This is a genomic window from Lacisediminihabitans sp. (genome assembly GCF_036569425.1).
GTDB lineage: Bacteria > Actinomycetota > Actinomycetes > Actinomycetales > Microbacteriaceae > Lacisediminihabitans.
Window position 1 is genome coordinate 48,790 of sequence record NZ_DATCQQ010000058.1, and the last position, 18,286, is coordinate 67,075.

At 68.7% G+C, this 18,286-nt stretch carries 9 protein-coding genes; 8 read left to right on the forward strand and 1 reads right to left on the reverse strand.

Annotated elements, in window-relative coordinates; all coding sequences use genetic code 11:
- The first annotated feature begins 6 nt into the window (after positions 1 to 6).
- The 6 genes from VIM54_RS09735 to VIM54_RS09760 all read left to right on the forward strand — a co-directional run bounded on the left by VIM54_RS09735 (position 7) and on the right by VIM54_RS09760 (position 14,497).
- A complete protein-coding gene (locus tag VIM54_RS09735) occupies positions 7 to 5,898 on the forward strand; it encodes an Ig-like domain-containing protein (protein ID WP_331900896.1) in 5,892 nt (1,963 codons plus the stop codon).
- Between the two features lie 36 nt (positions 5,899 to 5,934).
- Complete coding sequence (locus VIM54_RS09740) at positions 5,935 to 6,906, forward strand: MoxR family ATPase (protein ID WP_331900898.1); 972 nt, start codon at positions 5,935 to 5,937, stop codon at positions 6,904 to 6,906.
- 149 nt (positions 6,907 to 7,055) lie between these two features.
- A complete protein-coding gene (locus VIM54_RS09745; protein ID WP_414673207.1) occupies positions 7,056 to 8,321 on the forward strand; it encodes a DUF58 domain-containing protein in 1,266 nt (421 codons plus the stop codon).
- Positions 8,318 to 10,639: a transglutaminase-like domain-containing protein gene (locus VIM54_RS09750; protein WP_331900902.1), complete on the forward strand. Its 2,322-nt coding sequence runs from the start codon at positions 8,318 to 8,320 to the stop codon at positions 10,637 to 10,639. Before VIM54_RS09745 ends, VIM54_RS09750 begins: the two co-directional genes overlap by 4 nt.
- 11 nt (positions 10,640 to 10,650) lie before the next feature.
- Positions 10,651 to 11,571, forward strand: coding sequence for a zinc-ribbon domain-containing protein (locus VIM54_RS09755; protein ID WP_331900904.1), 921 nt, complete (start codon positions 10,651 to 10,653; stop codon positions 11,569 to 11,571).
- Between the two features lie 94 nt (positions 11,572 to 11,665).
- Complete coding sequence (locus VIM54_RS09760) at positions 11,666 to 14,497, forward strand: FtsK/SpoIIIE domain-containing protein (RefSeq protein WP_331900905.1); 2,832 nt, start codon at positions 11,666 to 11,668, stop codon at positions 14,495 to 14,497.
- Positions 14,498 to 14,513: 16 nt separating this feature from the next.
- Here the strand turns inward: VIM54_RS09760 and ald are convergent, their stop codons facing one another.
- Positions 14,514 to 15,629, reverse strand: a complete 1,116-nt coding sequence (gene ald, locus VIM54_RS09765) for an alanine dehydrogenase (protein WP_331900906.1) — start codon at positions 15,627 to 15,629, stop codon at positions 14,514 to 14,516.
- Between the two features lie 248 nt (positions 15,630 to 15,877).
- Here ald and VIM54_RS09770 point away from each other — a divergent pair, with 248 nt between their 5' ends.
- Together VIM54_RS09770 and VIM54_RS09775 are read left to right on the forward strand one after the other, a co-directional pair.
- A complete protein-coding gene (locus tag VIM54_RS09770; RefSeq protein WP_331900908.1) occupies positions 15,878 to 17,086 on the forward strand; it encodes an ABC transporter substrate-binding protein in 1,209 nt (402 codons plus the stop codon).
- Positions 17,086 to 18,285, forward strand: a complete 1,200-nt coding sequence (locus VIM54_RS09775) for an ABC transporter ATP-binding protein (RefSeq protein WP_331900909.1) — start codon at positions 17,086 to 17,088, stop codon at positions 18,283 to 18,285. The genes VIM54_RS09770 and VIM54_RS09775 overlap by 1 nt, the downstream gene beginning before the upstream one ends.
- Position 18,286: the final 1 nt, after the last annotated feature.

Sequence of the window (18,286 nt, forward strand, 5' to 3'; positions counted from 1 at the left end):
ATTCCCGTGTTTAGGCAGTGGCTCGGATCCCACAAGTCGCTCGTCGCCACCGCGACGAGTGGCACGGTCATCGCCGCCCTGCTCGCCACCGTCGCGATCGTATCCAGCGGGTACACGGCCCAGCGCCTGGATCTCGGCGACGGCTCGGTCTGGGTCGCCAACGGCACAAAAGAGGTGATCGGCCGGGCGAACACCCAGGTGCTCGCGCTCAACACGGTCGTGGCGAGCACCGGCGCGAACATCGACGTCGTGCAGAACGGCGCGACGGTGCTGCTGTTCGACCACAGCAACGCCAAGGTCGACGTGGTGGACCCGGCCAGGTCGAAGGTTCTCGACAGCGTGCCTCTCCCGCCGCAGAATCCCCAACTGTTCCTCGCCGGCGACAACGTCATCGTGGGGTCCGGCGGAACCGGCGAATTCTGGATTCTGCCGATCGCGCAACTGCCGACGTTCAGTGCCCAGACCCAGCCCACGCTGAGCCTGGGCGCGAACACGGTCGCGAGCGTCACGCCGGAGGGTGTGCTGTACGCGTTCTCGCGGGCCGCCCACCAGGTGTACCGGGTGGATGCCGCCCACGGTGACACCGTCGACCAGACGAACGCCGCGAACTTCGGCGACGCCCAGAGCACCTTCTCGATCAGTTCGGCCGGGGGGCGGTGGGCCGTTCTCGACTCCGCGAGCCGCATCGTCCACACCGCCGCGGGGAGCGTCAACCTCGCCGCCGAGATCGCCGTCACCGACAATCCGGTGCTTCAGGAGCCGACGGCGTCTGGCGACACGGTGCTCGTCGGCTACTCGGGCGGACTGCTGCGCGTGCCGCTCGGCGGCGGAGACCCGGTGCGGCTCGAGACCGGGAAGACCGGATTCGCCGCGGCGCCGATGATCCTCGGAGGCTGCACCTTCGCCGCCTGGTCGGGCGGGGGCGCCTGGCGCAAGTGTGGAACCGACGCGGCGGAGACGCTGCGGTTGCCGTCGGTGGCTTCGGCATCCAGTCGGCTCGCCTTCGAGGCGAACGGCGACAATGTCGTTCTCAACGACCCTCGTGGCGGCGCGACCTGGGCGGTGCAGCAGGGCGGTGAGCTCATCGACAATTGGTCCGAGCTCATCACCGTGAAGCAGGACCAGCAGCAGGTCGACACCAATCAGGAGGACACTACACCCAACTACGAGAAGGCGCAGGTGCCGCCGGTCGCGGTGAACGACGCGTTCGGGGCCCGGCCGGGACGCACGAGCATGCTCCCCGTGCTGCTCAACGACTACGACGCGAACGGCGACGTGCTCGTGATCACCGCGGTCACCGCGATAGACGAGAACGTCGGGCGCGTGGACATCATCAACAACGGGCAGCAGCTGCAGGTGACGCTGAGCCCGGCGGCCACGGGCACCCTCACCTTCGGCTACACGATCAGCGACGGCCGGGGAGGCTCAGCTGGCGCGACCGTCACCGTGACGACACGCGCGCCGAACGAGAACTCGCCGCCGCAACAGGTGCGGCAGACGAAGGCCATCGTGGCGCAGGGCGGTCGCGTGACCATCAAGGCGGTGCTCGGCGACTGGGTGGATCCCGACGGGGACGCGTTCTACTTGTCCAACGCGGCGACAGAGGCACCGGACCGGGTGAGCTACAAGCCGGAGGGCAGCGTCGTCTTCACCGAGGGTGGAGCGGCCGGCGCACTGCGCTCGGTGTCCCTCGTCGTCTCGGACGGCCGGGCGACCGGCGCGGGCAGTCTCACGGTCACGGTCAAGCCGTCCGGCCAGGTGCCGATCATCGCTGACCCCTTCGTGGTTCCCGCCTACGCGGGCCAGGAGGTGACGGTGAATCCGCTCGAGCACGTCCGCGGCGGCAGCGGCACGATCCGACTCGCGAGTGTGCCCGCGAAGACGGGCGCCACCATCGTGGCGAGCCTCGAGGCCGGCACCGTCCGCTTCTCGAGCACCGAGGTGGGCACGCACTACCTCGAGTACGTCGTGAACGACGGGGACCAGACCGCCACGGGAGAGATTCGCGTCGAAGTCGCCGCACCGCCCGACGCGAACAGCAAGCCCATCACCATTCCGAAGACCATCTTCGTGAAGACCCTCAGCAGCCAGACCATCGACGTCGCTTCCACCGACATCGATCCGGGCGGCGCGGTGCTGCTGGTGACCGGTGTCTATGACATTTCGGCCAACGTCGGCATTCGGGCCGAGGTGATCGAGCAGCGGGCCATCCGGGTCACGCTCGTCGCCCCGCTCGAGTCGGGCCCGGTCAGCTTCAACTATCGAGTGAGCAACGGGCTCGCCGAGTCCGAGGGAATCGTGACCGTGGTCGAGATTCCCGTGCCCTCCCAGCTCCAGCCGCCCATCGCCAACGACGACAGCGTCACCGTGCGCGTCGGCGACGCGATCGACATCCCCGTTCTCAACAATGACGTTCAGCCGGACGGGGAGAAGCTCACCCTCAACCCGGTGCTGACGACGAGCCTCGGCAACAGCTCCGGACTGCTCTTCGCCTCCGGCGACGTCCTGCGCTACCTCGCACCGCAGAAGACGGGAGACTTCACCGCGATCTACGAGGTCTCCGGACCGGACGGCCAGGTCGCGCAGGCCCAGGTGAAGATCGCGGTTCGCGAGGCGGTCGAGGCCACGAACAACCCGCCGGTGCCCGTCACGATCGTGTCCAGGGCGCTGGCGGGGGAGACCGTGCGCATCATGGTCCCGCTCACGGAGATCGATCCGGATGGCGACTCCGTGCAGTTGCTGGGGCAGGCCACGAGCCCGCTTAAGGGCTCCGTCATCGACGTGGGCACCGACTACATCGACTACCAGGCCGGCAGCTACTCGGCCGGCACCGACAGCTTCACCTACACGGTCATCGACGCCCTCGGCGCCCGCGCCATCGGTACGGTGCGAGTGGGGATCAGCCCGAAACTGGATGGCGCGCGCAACCCGGTCGCGATCGAAGACGAGGTGACGACACGCCCGGGCACCACGGTATCCATCCAGGTGCTCGCCAACGACTCCGACCCGGACGGCGGAGCGCTCAAGATCATCAAGGTGGAGCCGAACACCAAGGACATCGTCGCGTCGATCGTCGGGGACATCGTGAAGGTCTCTCCGCCGAGCACCCCGGGCACCTATGGGCTGGTCTACACGATCCAGAACTCCTTCGGAGGCACCAGCTCGAACTTCATCACCGTGAAGGTAGACCCGAACGCTCCCCGTGCGCACCCGGTGGTGAGCGACACGGTCCTCACCCTCACCGACATTCTCGGCCGCGAAACGGTCGACGTGAACGTGCTCGCCAAGGTCTTCTTCGCCGATGGGAACGCCAACACCCTCAAGGTCTCTCTCCTGCCGGGCTACGACACCACCGCGACAGTGACGGCGAACAAGCGCATCCGGGTGTCCGTGCAGAACAAGAGCCAGATCATCCCGTTCGCCGTGGCGAACCCCGACGATTCGAGGGTGGTGTCGTACGCCTTCGTCTGGGTGCCGGGGCTCGACGACGCCCTGCCGCAGCTCAATCGCAAGGCGCCGCCGCTCACCGTGGCGAGCGAGTCGACGCTCACGATCGACCTTGCAGACTACGTGCTCGCGATCGGCGGAAAGAGGGTTCGACTCACCGACTCCACGAGCGTGCAGGCGACGCACGCGAACGGCGATCCGCTCGTGGTGAACGACCACACCCTCAAGTTCACCTCCTCCGAGAAGTACTTCGGGCCGGCCTCGATCTCGTTCACGGTCACCGACGGCGATTCGGCGAACGACCCGAACGGCCACGTCGCGACCCTCGTGCTGCCCATAAAGGTGACCGCCAGGGCCAACCAGCCGCCCTCCTTCGTGGGCGGTGTGATCGACTTCGAACCCGGCGAGTCGAAGGTTCTCGACCTGGTGAAACTCACCAACTATCCGTACCCGAAGGATGTCGCCGAGCTCGCATACACGGTGCTCAGCCCCCTGCCCGACGGCTTCAGCTACACCCTCGTCGGCCAGACGCTGACCGTCCGCGCCAACGAGGGCGTTCCGAAGAACTCGACGACCTCCATCCTGCTCGGCGTGAGGGACGCCCTCGCGGCTGGCCAGTCGGGGCGGATCCAGCTCAACGTGGTGGCGTCGAGCCGCCCGCTCGCCAAGCCCGCGCCCGACTCGGTGCTCGCGCAACGCGGCCAGACGACCACCGTGGACGTGCTCGCCAACGACGAGGCCACCAACCCCTTCCCCGGCAGGCCGCTCAGCGTCGTCGCCATCCGGGGCCTCGATGGCGGGCAGCTCCCTGACGGCCTCTCGATCTCGCCGAGCGCTGACAAGCGGAGGCTCACCATCACCGTGGCCTCGTCCGCCGCGCCCGGCGACACCAATCTGCAATACCAGGTCGCCGATGCCACCGGCGACCCGGACCGTTACGTCTGGGGATCCGTGACGGTGTCGGTTCAGGACCGGCCCGATCCGGTCGTCGCGGTGCAGGCCACCGCGTTCGGCGACAGGACGATCACGCTGCGCTGGAGTGCCGGGGAGACGAACAACTCGCCGATCACGGGCTTCGACGTGCTCGAGTACAGCCCGTCGCTCGTGCTGCTCTCCACCACGCCGTGCGCCGCGGCGATCTGCGACATCGCGACGCCGGGCAACGGGCCGGACAACGCGGTGCGCCTTCGCGTCGTGGCGAAGAATGCGATCGGAGCATCCGATCCGGCCGGTCTCGACAGCACGGTGTGGTCGGACATCGTCCCCGGCGCGCCGGCCTCGGTCAGCGCCGACCCGCTCGACGGCGGCCTTCGAATCTCCTGGACCAAGGTCACGACCGGAGCCGGGGGAAGCCCGGTCAACAGCTACCACGTCACGGCCGGCTCACGCGCGGTCGACGTCGATCCGTCGGCCTGCTCCGGTTCGACCTGCACCGTGGACGTGAACGGCCTCACCAACGGCCAGACGGTGCTGGTGAGCGTGAGCGCCCGCAACTCCGCCTACGCCCCGCTCACCACCTGGACCTCGTCGGGAACGAGCGCGAGCCCGGCCGGCGTACCGCTCGTGGTGGCAGCGCCGACGGCGGCCGCGGTCGACACGTCGATCTCGCTCGACTGGGCCGGTGTATTCACCGACAACGGGCGCCCGATCACCGGCTACACCGCCGTTGCGTACACCGGAGCGGCGCCCACCTGCGCCAGGACCAACCCTCCTGGCTCGACCTCGAGGTCGGTGGGCACGGCGACCTCGACGACCTTCACCGGTCTCTCGAGCGAGGCGAACTACTCCCTTGTCGTCTTCGCGACCAACACCATGGGATGTGCCGCGAGCGCGGCGGTCACCGCCCACACGAGTCCCGGCGTGATCACCGGAGTGTCGACGACCGGCCCGGACAAGACCGGGAACGTCTACAACTTCGTGCTGACCGGCGCGTCGAGCGGTTCGACCGACTTCACCAGCGACTACTCGTTCTTCTACCGGCTGGTCAGTGGCGGGTCGCCATCCACCTCCGGCTCGGTCGGCATCGGAGGGCCACTCACCGCGACCTCGCTGTACGGCAAGGACGTATCCGTGCAGCTGCGCGCGTGCCGCAGCTACGGCGGGGGCGCCCCGATCTGCCAGTCGGAGTGGTCGGCATCCTTCCACCTCGGCACGCCGGTCGACCCGCAGGTCACGAGCCTGGCATTCGCGCTCACCGGGGACGGCGTGATCGACCAGAGCGGAACGTTCACCTGGGCCAACTGGCCGGTGGGCGACTACGAGGCGATCCAGTACCGCTGCGGGGACACTCCCGGCGGAGCGTGGCAGACCGCGACGGCGGCCGACCTGAGCGAGGCCGGGCAGTGCCAGGCCGACGGCAGCCTCGGCGCCCCGACCCTCGACATCCGCGTGGTGGCCAACCGCGGCAAGAGCTATGACATAACGTACGACACGAGCGGGAATGCGCAATAGCGCCCCGGTCGGCCGCCCCAACGAGAAGGTAACAGCATGACGATGACAGCCGAACAGGCCACCTGGTTTTCGGAGCGCTTCAATCGGCTCGTCTCCAATGTGGACCAGGTTCTGCTCGGGAAGACCTTCGTGATCAAGCTGTCGTTCACGGCGTTGCTGAGCGAGGGACATCTCCTGCTCGAGGACTTCCCCGGCACCGGCAAGACCTCCCTCGCCCGCGCCATGGCGCAGAGCGTCGACGGGTCGACCAACCGCATCCAGTTCACGCCCGACCTGCTGCCGGGGGACATCACCGGGGTGAGCATCTACGACCAGGGCGCCAACGACTTCGAGTTCCACCGCGGACCGGTGTTCGCCAACATCGTGCTCGCGGACGAGATCAACCGGGCCAGTCCCAAGACCCAGGCCGCGCTCCTCGAGGTGATGGAAGAGGGCCAGGTCACGGTCGACGGTGTCACCCACGATGTCGGTGCGCCGTTCATGGTGATCGCGACCCAGAACCCGATCGAGCAGGCGGGCACCTACCGGTTGCCCGAGGCGCAACTCGACCGTTTCATCATGAAGGCGTCGATCGGCTACCCGGACCACGCCTCGACCGTGCGGATCCTCGAGGGAGCGGGTGTCAAGGCCCACGAGACGATCCTGCCGCCCATCGCGTCGGCCCAGGTCATCGTGGAGATGGGTGCGCTCGCCCGCACCGTGCACGTCGACCCGTCGATCAACGACTACGTGTCGAGGCTCGTCGAGGCGACGAGATCCACGCCCGAGATCCGGCTGGGCGCGAGCGTTCGCGGTGCGCTCGCCCTGATCCGCACGGCGAAGACCCTCGCGGCCGCAAACGGGCGCCACTACGTGATTCCGGATGACGTGAAGGCCCTCGCCGAGCCCGTGCTCGCCCACCGCCTCCTGCTCGACCCGGAGGCCGAGTTCGACGGGGTGACCGCGTCGAGCGTGATCGCCCAGATCCTGATCGAGACGCCGCCGCCGAGTGACAGGCAAGCGGTGTGACCGATCGCAGCGACTCCCTGCGCGTGCCGGAGCGCTCGGCCCGCTCGACCACCTCGACCTCGTCCGCGCGATTCGACACCGCGCACTTCACGACGATCGAGGGGCTGACCAACGCTCGGACGCGCATCGTCGGCACGCGCACCGGATTCATGGCGGACGCTATCGTCGTCGGGGTGCGGCTCGCGAGGGCCCTCGGCGTGGTCGTCGGCAGGGTGTCACGACGAGTGTCGGCGGTCATCACGCCTCTCGGCTGGGTGATGCTGTTCGCCGTGCCAGCCGCATTCGTTCTTGGTTACCAGTTCGGCTGGATCGAGCTCGTTGCGGTCGGGTTCGCCGGAAGCGTCCTGATCGTCGTCGCGGCCCTCTACCTCATCGGCCGAAACGCCGTCAGGATCGAGTTGACGGTGCCGCACAGCCGAGTCGTCGTGGGGGAGAAGGCCACTGGTGTCGTGACGGTGACCAACCCGGTGCGTCGCCGGATCGCCGGGGTGAAGGTGGAGGTGCCGGTCGGCAAGGGGCTCGCCGAGCTCGCCATGCCGAGTCTCGATCGCGGGGCGAGCTCCGAGCACGAGTTCGTGGTGCCCACCGCGAGGCGCGGAATTCTCTCGATCGGGCCGGTGCGCACCGTGCGGGCGGATCCGGTGGGCCTCGTACGGCGGGAACTGGTGTGGACGGGCGCCGTGCAGCTGTTCGTGCACCCACGCACCATCGGAATCCCCAGCACGAGCACCGGATTCATCCGCGACCTCGAGGGAAACCCCACGCGGGACATCTCCAACAGCGACGTCTCGTTCCACGCCCTGCGCGAATATGTCCCGGGGGACGATCGCCGCTACATCCACTGGAAGAGCACGGCCAAGACCGGCACGTACATGGTGCGCCAGTTCGAGGAGACCCGGCGAAGCCACCTCGTGATCGCGTTGAGCCTTGCGACCGCGAACTACGCCACGGACGAGGAATTCGAGATGGCGGTGAGCGTGGCCGGTTCGCTCGGCGCGCGCGCGATCCGGGATGCCCGTAACGTCTCGGTCGTCGTGAGCGAGAAGACTCCGGAATTCGCCAAGCGGAAGGTGCTCGCCGTGCGGCACCTCAACACGCTCACGAGGACGAGGCTGCTCGACGACCTCTCCGTCGTCGAGCATGCGGAATCCGCCCTCGGAATCCTCGACGTCGCGCGGGTCGCCGCCGACGAGGTGATCGGTATCTCGGTGGCCTTCCTCGTCTGCGGGTCGCTCGCAACGCCGACCGAGCTGCGGGCCGCGTCGACCAAGTTTCCGCCCGGCGTCGAAGTCGTCGCCATCGTGTGTGACCCGGAGACGGTGCCCGGGCTCCGGCGGGTGGCCGGACTGAGCGTGCTGACCATTGGTTTCCTCGAGGACCTGCAGAAGTCCCTCGCCCGATCGGCGGCGGCATGACGTCCAGCCGCGCACTGCCCCAGTCCTTCGTCGTGGCCAACACCACAATGCTGTGGCTGGCGACCGCGATCGCGAGCGCCGAGCTCTGGCCGATCTACCAGAGCCCCCAGTTCATTGTGCTCGTGATTGTCACGGTGGGCGTCGGCACCCTCATCGCGATCGGTGGGGCGCGCTATCGCTGGTCGAGCCTCGTGGTACTGCTCGCTACCGTCGCGGCCTATTTCGCGATCGGGGTTCCGCTCGCGGTTCCGAGCCGGGCCCTGTTCGGTGTGCTGCCGACCCTCGACGGACTCGTCGAACTCGCCACCGGCACCGCTCTGAGCTGGAAACAGCTCGTCACCATCACGCCGCCCGTCGGCAGCTACCAGTCCCTGCTCGTGCCGGCCCTGGTGCTCCTGCTCGTGACGACCGTCGTCGGACTGTCGACGACCCTCCGCGGCCGGTGGGGCGAGCTCGGCGTGCTCGGACCCGTCGCCCTGTTCGTGGCCGGCATCCTGTTCGGTCCGGCGACCGCCGTACTTCCTCTCCAGATCGCCCTCGGCCTGCTCGGCGTCGTGCTGCTCTGGATCGCCTGGCAGCGCTGGTACCGCCGCCGCGAACAGGTGCGACTGCTCGCCGCTTATGGCACGATCCCGGGCGGCGCTCCGGTCGAGGCGACGGCCGACCGTGGCCTGATCGCCGCCCGATCGCTGATCGGGGCCGTGCTCATCATCGCCCTCGCCGCCGGATCGTCGGTCGCGGCGGCTCTCGCACTGCCTCCGACCACGAGCCGCCAGGTGATCCGCACGTCGATCGAGAAGCCGTTCGACCCGCGCTCCTATCCGAGCCCGCTGAGCGGTTTCCGTCGCTACGAGGAACCGGGAGTCGCGGACAGCACCATGCTCACCGTGGCCGGCCTGCCGGCCGACGGCCGCATCCGCATCGCCACCCTCGACAGCTACGACGGCATCGTCTACGCCGTGGGCAGCGACGCGGTCTTGAGCGAGTCTGGCTCCTTCACCCGGGTGCCGTACACCTTCGACCAGTCGGCGGTCACGGGCCGGCGAGTGACCCTCACGGTCACGGTCGGCTCGTACTCGGGTGTCTGGGTGCCCACGGTCGGCAAGTTCGAGAGCATCGCCTTCGCGGGAAACGACGCTGCTGCCCTGCGTGACTCGTTCTACTACAACAACGCGAGCGGCACGGCGGCCGTGGTGAAGCAACTGCGCACCGGCGACGCCTACACGCTCAGCGCGGTTCTTCCTCGGCAACCCGATGACAGCCAGCTTGCCGCCGTCGGGCCCGGTGCGGCCGCGGCGCCGCGGATCGGCGTGCTGCCCGAAAACCTGCTCGCCACCCTCGACGGCTGGGTGAAGGGGGTCGACGGCGGCGGGAAGCGCCTCGTCGCCATGATCGCGGCCCTCAAGAAGGCGGGCTATGTGAGCCACGGCGTCTCGGCGGACGAACCGGCAAGCCGATCCGGGCATGCCGCCGACCGGATCACCCAACTGCTGACCGACCAGCGGATGATCGGGGACCAGGAGCAGTACGCCGTCACGGCGGCCCTCATGGCGAGGCAGCTCGGCTTCCCGGCGCGGGTCGTCTTCGGGTTCGCGCCCCAGGACGCGAACGCGGGCGGGGCCACCAGGGTGCTCGGCAAGGACGTGTCGGCGTGGATCGAGGTCGACACGGCCCAGTACGGCTGGGTGACGATCGATCCGACGCCGCCCGTGCGGGAGATCCCGGCCGAGCAGCCCAAGGATCCGACGACTATCTCGCGGCCGCAATCGCCCGTGCAGCCCCCGGTCGAGGACCAGAAGTCCGACAACAGCCCGGTGCCCCCGGATAGCACCCAGGACCAGCCCGTCAATCTCAGCCCGATCCTCGTCGTGCTGCTCGCCGTTCTTCGGATTCTCGGCTGGGTGGCAGTAGGCGCGGCCATCCTTCTGGCCCCGTTTGCCGCAATCGTGGCGGCGAAGGTGCGAAGGCGAGTGCTGCGCAAAAAGGCGCCGACTCCGCTCCAGCGCATCAGCGGCGGCTGGCAGGAGTTCGAGAATTCGGTCGTCGACCGCGGCTACACTCCTCCGCCTTACCCCACCAGGATCGAGGTCGCGGCCACCGTGGGAGGGCTGAAATCGCTCGTGCTCGCGACCGTCGCGGATCGGGCGATCTTCTCCCCGAACGTACCGCGCGCAGAGGAGGCCGACCAGGTCTGGCGGTCTGTGGAGGCGATGATCATCACGATCGATCGGGGGCGCACGCGACGGGAGCGCATCCGAGCGGCAATCTCCCTGCGCTCGCTCGGTGGTTATAGTGTCAAGGAGCTGTTCAAGCGTTAGAGGGTTGCACGGTGAGATGCACGTATTGCGGGACTGAGTTGCCGGTGGGGGCATTGTTCTGCGGCGAGTGTGGACGTGCGGTGGCGCAATCGCAGCTCCCGACCGGGCGTTTGCCGCGGGTTCAGGCTCCCGCGGTGCGCACCAACGCGCTCGGAGAGCCGAGTCGGCCGGTCGCGCAGCCGCTCGTCGCGCCCGGCAGTGTGCTGCTGTGTGAGCAATGCGGCAGCCTGATGGCGGCGGACGACATCTTCTGCGGCGAGTGCGGCAGCGTCTCCCGGGCGGTGAGCGACACGTTCAGCCGCCCGCGCGACACCGTCGTCATCGATCGCATCGACCGTGTCGAGGCGCGCGAAATGCCCGTCGCGCGAGAACCGGATCCCGCGCCTCCCGCGGTGGAGATCCTTGCTGAGGCTGAGGCTGAGGCTGAGGCTGAGGCTGAGGCCGAGGTCCCGGCGCCGACAGAACCGGCGCCGACAGAACAGGCGTCGACCGGCCCTCCGACGGCCCGGACGGATGCCGCCGGAGATGAGTTCGTGGCGCCCGCCCGGCCGACGCAGTCAGACGCGAGCGACGTGGAGGCGACCCGGATAGTTCGGCGGGAGAACGGCGCGCGTTTCGTGCTCCAGTTCAGCACGGGCGAGAGCTTCACCGTCTACGGGACCGGGCTCATCGGGCGCAACCCCAAGGTGGAGCCCGGCGAATACGTCGACCAGCTCGTGCGCGTGCTCGACCCGAGCCGGTCGGTCTCCAAGACCCACCTCGAGTTCGGGCAGGAGGACGGGAGCTTCTGGATAGCCGACCGGTTCTCCGGAAACGGGACGATCGTGCGCGAACCGGACTCCCCGCCCGTGCGTTGCGAGCCGAGCAAGCGCCACAGGATCATGCGCGGCACGCGCGTGGAAATCGGCGAGCAGTTCTTCATCGTGAGCTGACCACTCCTCCACCGATACGCGCCATCACCGTCGGGATCCCGGCGCCGTTGGCCGGTCTCTCGCCGGCGCCTTCCGGCGTGATTCGCTGTCTCCCGTGTCCAGTCGCCCTGCCGAAGCCCCCGGAATCGCGTTGCCGCGCGCGCCGGAGAGCCCGCAGCGGCACGCGCTGCCACTCGTCGCCACCGTCGCCCCGGTGGCGGTCTCACTGGGGATGTGGGCGATCACCGGGTCGCCGTACGCCCTTGCCTTCGCGGTACTCGGGCCGGTGATCGCCGTCGCGAGCCTCGCCGACGGTCGGCTGAACGGCCGTCGACACGCGAAGCGCGAGTGGAAGCGGTTCGACGGGCAGATCGCAAGCACCAGGCAGCTCATCGATGAATTCCACGCCGAAGAGCGAGCGAGGCTCGTTGCCGAAGTCGAGCGCACCCGCGGCGCGCCCGACGACACGCCGGGCGACCCCGAGCGGTGGCGCCTCGACGACGCCGCCGGCGTGCGAGTCAGCCTCGGACTTCGTGTCGGCCGCAGTTCAATCCGGATCGAGGATGCGGCGTCTTCGCCGGATTCCGCCCCCGCCGAAGAGCCGCTGGCCGCGCTGCGCGCATACGCCGCCGACATCGTGGATGTTCCGCTATTCGTCGACCCGTTTCTCGGGATCGGGGTGTGCGGCCCAGCCGCACTCGTGAACGCGGCCGCACGGGAGATTCTGCTGCAGCTGGCCGGCTCCCTCCCGCCACAGGCCTTTTCGCTCGCCGTCCCGCCCGGCGAAGCCTGGCAGTGGTTGCGATCGTTGCCCCACCGGGTGCTCAGCGCGCCGGGAGGTGCGGAGAGAGTCGAGTGGGTCTCGGAAGGCGGCACCGCGCTCGTCGCGGTCGCGGCGGGGACGTCGGCCCTCCCCGCCGAGTGCCGCGTCGTGCTAGAGGTGCGGTCGGGCACCGCGGCGCGGTTGGTGAGATGCCCGGGCGTCGAGGGCCAGCCCATCGCCCCGGTCTTCGCCTCCGGGGAGGCCGCTCTCGAGCGCGCCCTGTTTCTCGCCGCGGCCGCTCGCGCTCGCGGCATCGGTCGTCAAGGCGAGCACGAGGCTCCGGACCCGGTCTTCTCGGCGCTCCCGCTCGGTTCAACGGCCGAATCGTCCCTCGAGTGCTTCTTCGGCACCAGTGAGGGCCAGCCCTTCGCGGTGGATCTCGTGGCCCACGGTCCGCACGCCGTCGTCGGCGGCACGACCGGTAGCGGCAAGAGCGAACTCCTGCAGAGTTGGATCCTGGCGATGGCCGCGTCGCGTGACCCCGCCGAGGTCAGCTTCCTGCTCGTCGACTTCAAGGGCGGAGCCTCGTTCGCGGCGATCGCCGGGCTCCCGCACGTGGTCGGCGTCGTCACCGATCTCGACGAGAGGGTGGCCGCGCGGGCGATCCTGAGCCTGGGGGCGGAGATCCGGTTCCGCGAGGCGTTCCTTGCCCGGGTGGGCGCCCGGGACATTGGGGGGATGCCGGCGGGAGAGAGACTTGCGCGTCTCGTGATCGTCGTCGACGAGTTCGCCGCCATGGTCGTGGACCGGCCGGAGTTGCACGCTCTCTTCGCCGACCTGGCGGCCCGCGGGCGCTCGCTCGGCATCCACCTGATCCTGTGCACCCAGCGCCCGGCGGGGGTCGTGCGAGACGCCGTGCTCGCGAACGCGAGGCTGAGGATCTCGCTGAGGGTGAACAACGCGGCAGACAGCGTGGCGGTGGTCGGTTCGGCCGCCGCCGCCGCGCTACCGGCGGGGCGGCCGGGAGCGGCCGTGGTGAGTCTCGACGGCGAGGATGCGCGGCCGATCCGGGTCGCGCTCGTGACGGGGGACGACGTGCGCCGGGTCGCGGCCACCCGCCCGCGCGGCGAGGCCCCGTTGCGTCGGCCATGGTGCGATGACCTCCCGCCCGTTGTCCGGCTGTCCGCGCTGGCCGTCGGCGTGAAGGGGCTGCCGATCGGGCTGCTCGACCTCCCGTCGGAGCAGCGCCAGGCGACGGCCGCCTACGACGCCGCCGGCCAGGGGAATCTGCTCGTAGTCGGCGGCCATCGTTCAGGCAAGTCGAACGTGCTGCGGGTGCTCGCGTCGGCCGCAGCCGTCAGGGTGATGCCCGCACCGATCGACGCGGCGTGGGAATTCCTCGAGCGCGAGCTCGCCGGGCGCCCGCCGGCACTCGTCGTGGTCGATGACCTCGACGCGATCGTCGCCAGACTGCCCGACGAGTACCAGCAGTCCTTCGTCGAGATGCTTCTCGAGGTGCTGAGAACCGGCTCCTCCACCGGTCGGGGGGTCGCGCTCACTGTGCGTCGCATCCCGGCGGTGCTGCACACCGTTGCCGAGCTGTGCGATTCGAGACTCATTCTGCGTCTGCCCGGTCGGCAGGACCACCTGATGGCCGGGGGAGAGCCGGCCGGCTACGACCCGTCAGCTCCTCCAGGTCGGGGCGAATGGTTCGGCAACCGCGTGCAGGTGGCGCTCGCGGCGGGCGAGGCGCTCGAGCCGGACTCGGTCGAGGCGCCGCTCGTCGACTGGTCGGACGGCGCTCGTCGCGCGGTGGTGTCGACCACCCCCGAGACGTTCGAGCGGGCCATGAAACGCGCCGGATGCGCCGGGCCGGTCGTGCAGTTGCGCGCCGGTGGGTCCGGCGAGACTGCAGGGGCCGCCGTCGATGTGCGCGGCGCCGGCGCACGTGCCGTGATCGTGGGCGACCCAGACGCCTGGCAGGCCGCCTGGGGTCTCGCTGCGAGCATCCGCGGCTCGGCGTCGCTGCTGTTTCACGCGTGCACGCCGGCCGAGTTCCGGGCGGTCAGCGGCCAGCGCCGCCTGCCGCCGCCGATCGTTCGCCGGTCGACGGACTGTTGGCTGCTCGAGCCGGACGGGTCACTCCGCCGGGTGCGCGCGTTGCCCGACCCGGAACTAGGCTGATCGCGCACTCAACCGGTCAGCCGAGAACGCTCTCGAGGGACTGGAATTCGAGCCCGTTCGCGGTAGCGACCGGGCCGTTGACGAGGTGGCCGGCGTGGGTGTTCAGGCCGAGGGCGAGAGCCGGATCGGCGCGCAGGGCATCCCTCCAGCCAAGGCTCGCGATGGAGCGCACGTAGGGCAGGGTCGCGTTGGTGAGCGCATAGGTCGAGGTGTTCGGCACGGCGCCCGGCATGTTCGCGACGCAGTAGAACAGCGAACGATGCACGGTGAACGTGGGGTCCGCGTGTGTCGTGGGGTGGCTGTCCTCGAAGCAGCCGCCCTGGTCGACGGCGATGTCGACCAGCACGCTGCCCGGCTTCATCCGCGAGACGAGGTCGTTGCTCACGAGTTTGGGGGCCTTCGCCCCTGGCACCAGCACCGACCCGATCACGAGGTCGGCAGAGATGCAGGCCCTTTCGATTTCGAAGCTGTTCGACGCGATGGTCTGCACGCGACCCGCGTAGAGGGCGTCGAGTTCGCGCAGGCGCTGGATGTTGGTGTCGAGCACGACGACCTCGGCGCCGAGACCCACGGCCACGGAGACGGCGTTGGTGCCGGCGACGCCGCCGCCGAGCACGACCACCCGGGCCGGGCGGGTGCCTGGGACTCCGGGCACGAGCAGTCCGGGTCCGCCATTGGGCTTGAGCATCGCGTTCGCCCCGACGATGGGCGCGAGCCGGCCGGCAACCTCGCTCATCGGGGCGAGAAGGGGAAGGGCCCTCGACGGCAGCTGCACCGTCTCGTAGGCGATGGCGGTGACCTTTGCGGCGAGAAGCTCATCGGTGAGTCTGCGCTCGGCCGCGAGGTGAAGGTAGGTGAAGAGCAGAAGGCCGTCGCGGAAGTGGCCGTATTCGCTCTCCACCGGCTCCTTCACCTTGAGCAGAAGATCGGCGGCGGCCCACGTCGTCGCGGCGTCGGGGGTGACCGTCGCGCCAGCCGACACGTATTCCTCGTCGGGGATGGACGAGCCGAGTCCGGCTCCCGCCTGGATCAGCACCTCGTGCCCGTTGGTCGTGAGGTCGTGCACCCCGGCCGGGGTGATGGCCACCCGGAACTCGTTGTTCTTGACCTCTGTTGGCACGGCGATCTTCATTGCACTCCTGACTCGACACGAACCTCGGCACTCAACGACGTTGTTGCTGCAACTCCAAGCGTAGTCTCGCCCGACGCGCGAATCCGCACCGAAAATGGGCGCTGTGGTGCTGATTTCGTAAAGATTGTGTTTCGTGATGGGGGATTTGCCCCATTTTTGGTGCGGTTCTCCCCGCCTCTGTGCAAGTATCAACGCATGCGGTACGCCGGTGTCCGCGTCATGTTCCCGTCGCTCAAGGAGTACCCTCGATGACCAGATCAATGCCCCAAGACCCGATGATCCAGCGGTTGATCCAGCAAGCCAGGCAGGCGCCCATCACGAGGCGCAACATTCTGCAGGGGGCGGGAATCGGCGCGGCTGCTCTCACCCTCGCGGCCTGCTCGACCGGCGGGGCGTCGAAGCCGACCCCGGCGAAAGACAAGTCGGACACGGTGAAGGCGCTCAATTGGGCGAACTGGGCGGCGTACCTCGACGAGGACGACAAGGGCAACTACCCCACGCTCGTCGAATTCGAGAAACAGACCGGCATCAAGGCGAAGTACGACGTGGCCGTCGACGACAACAACACCTACTACGGCAAGGTGAAGGGCCAGCTCGCCCTGGGCCAGGACATCGGCGCCGACGTGGTGTGCCTCACCGACTGGATGGTCGGGCGCTTGATCCGGCTCGGCTACACGCAGGAATTCGACAAGTCGAAGATCCCCAACGCCAAGAACCTCAACCCGACGCTGCAGAACCCCGACTTCGACCCCGGCCGCAAGCGGTCCCTGCCCTGGCAGGGCGGGTTCGCCGGCATCTGCTGGAACAAGGAGAAGTTGCCGAACGGCCTCAAGTCGGTCGAGGACCTGTGGGACAAGTCGCTCAAGGGCCGGGTGGGCGTGCTGTCCGAGCTGCGCGACACCATGGGCCTCATCATGATGCAGAACGGCGTCGACATCTCGAGCAAGTGGGGCGACAAGGAATTCGACAACGCCATCGAGGTCTTCAAGAAGCAGGTTTCGGACGGCCAGATCCGCAACATCAAGGGCAACGCCTACCTCGAAGACCTCAAGAGCGAGGACACGCTCGCCGCCATCTGCTGGTCCGGCGACATCACCGTGATCAACGCGGAGGCCGGCGACAAGTGGGAGTTCGCGATCCCGACCGCCGGTGGCACGCTGTGGAACGACAACTTCCTCATCCCGGTCGGTTCGAGCGAGAAGGCGAACGCCGAGAAGCTCATCGACTACTACTACGAGCCGGAGGTCGCGGCGCAGGTCGCGGCGTGGGTGAACTACATCACCCCCGTCGTCGGCGCGAAGGAGGCGATGCAGAAGATCGACCCTGCGCTCGCCGACAACCAGCTCATCTTCCCCAACGAGGAGACGCTCGCCAAGACCAAGATCTTCCGCACCCTCACGGGCGCCGAGGAGAGCAAGTACGGGGCGGCTTTCCAGGCCGTGCTGCTGGGCTCGTAGTGGCGGGCGGAGCCTTCGCCGAATCCGGTGCCGACCTGGAGCTCGTGGGCATCCAGAAGCGTTTTCCCGGTTTCACCGCGATCGAGGACATGGATCTCACGATCCCGGCCGGCTCGTTCTTCGCCCTGCTCGGCCCATCCGGCTGCGGCAAGACGACGACGCTGCGCCTCGTCGCAGGCCTCGAGGAGGCGACCGCCGGTCGCATCCTCATCGGCGGCAAGGACGTCACGGACACCAAGCCGTACCAGCGGCCGGTGAACACGGTGTTCCAGAGCTACGCGCTCTTCCCGCACATGACCATCATCGAGAACGTGGCGTTCGGCCTGCGTCGGCGCAAGATCGCGGATGCGACGGGCAAGGCCCACGAGGCGCTTCGCCTTGTCGAGCTCGACCACCTCTCCGCTCGCCGTCCGCAACAGTTGTCCGGCGGACAGCAGCAGCGCGTCGCCCTCGCCCGGGCGATCGTGAACCGCCCGGCCCTCCTGCTGCTCGACGAGCCGCTCGGCGCCCTCGACCTCAAACTCCGCCGCCAGATGCAGCTGGAGCTCAAGTCGATCCAGGAGGAGGTGGGTCTCACCTTCCTGCACGTGACCCACGACCAGGAGGAGGCCATGACGATGGCCGACACCGTCGCCGTCATGAACAAGGGCAAGATCGAGCAGCTCGGCGCGCCTGAGGCGCTCTACGAGCTGCCCCGCACCGCCTTCGTCGCCAACTTCCTCGGACAGTCGAACCTCTTCACCGGCCCCGTCGAGGGCACGACCGCAGACAGCATCTCGGTCAACGTCGAGGGCAACAAGATCGTCGTGCCCAAGTCGCGAGCCCAGCGCCACTCCGGCGAGGTCACCGTCGGTGCCCGCCCAGAGAAGCTCACGCTGCACGTGACCGAGCCGAAGCCCGAGGCCGGCACCAACCTGCTCGGCCCCGGCCGGGTCATCGACGTGTCGTTCAGCGGAGTGAGCACGCAGTACATCGTCGCGATCCCCGGCCTCGGCTCGATCGTGGTCTTCGCGCAGAACATGGGTGTCGGGCCGCTGGTGGGCGAGGGCACGGAGACCTGGGTGAGCTGGAAGGTGGAGCACGGATTCGGGTTGGAGGATGAGGCGCCCAGGCAGCCGCGCTTCAGCTCGGACACCGACACGGCATCCATCGCGCTCGAAAAGAAACGCGCCATGATGTCGGAGCTCGAGGAGGCATAAC

What these genes read in the sequence shown, in the direction of transcription:
- VIM54_RS09740 (WP_331900898.1), top strand. Translation starts at nt 5,935, where the DNA reads ATGACGATGACAGCCGAACAGGCCACCTGGTTTTCGGAGCGCTTCAAT.
- VIM54_RS09745 (WP_414673207.1), top strand. Translation starts at nt 7,056, where the DNA reads ATGGCGGACGCTATCGTCGTCGGGGTGCGGCTCGCGAGGGCCCTCGGC.
- VIM54_RS09750 (WP_331900902.1), top strand. Translation starts at nt 8,318, where the DNA reads ATGACGTCCAGCCGCGCACTGCCCCAGTCCTTCGTCGTGGCCAACACC.
- ald (WP_331900906.1), bottom strand. Translation starts at nt 15,629, where the DNA reads ATGAAGATCGCCGTGCCAACAGAGGTCAAGAACAACGAGTTCCGGGTG.
- VIM54_RS09770 (WP_331900908.1), top strand. Translation starts at nt 15,878, where the DNA reads ATGACCAGATCAATGCCCCAAGACCCGATGATCCAGCGGTTGATCCAG.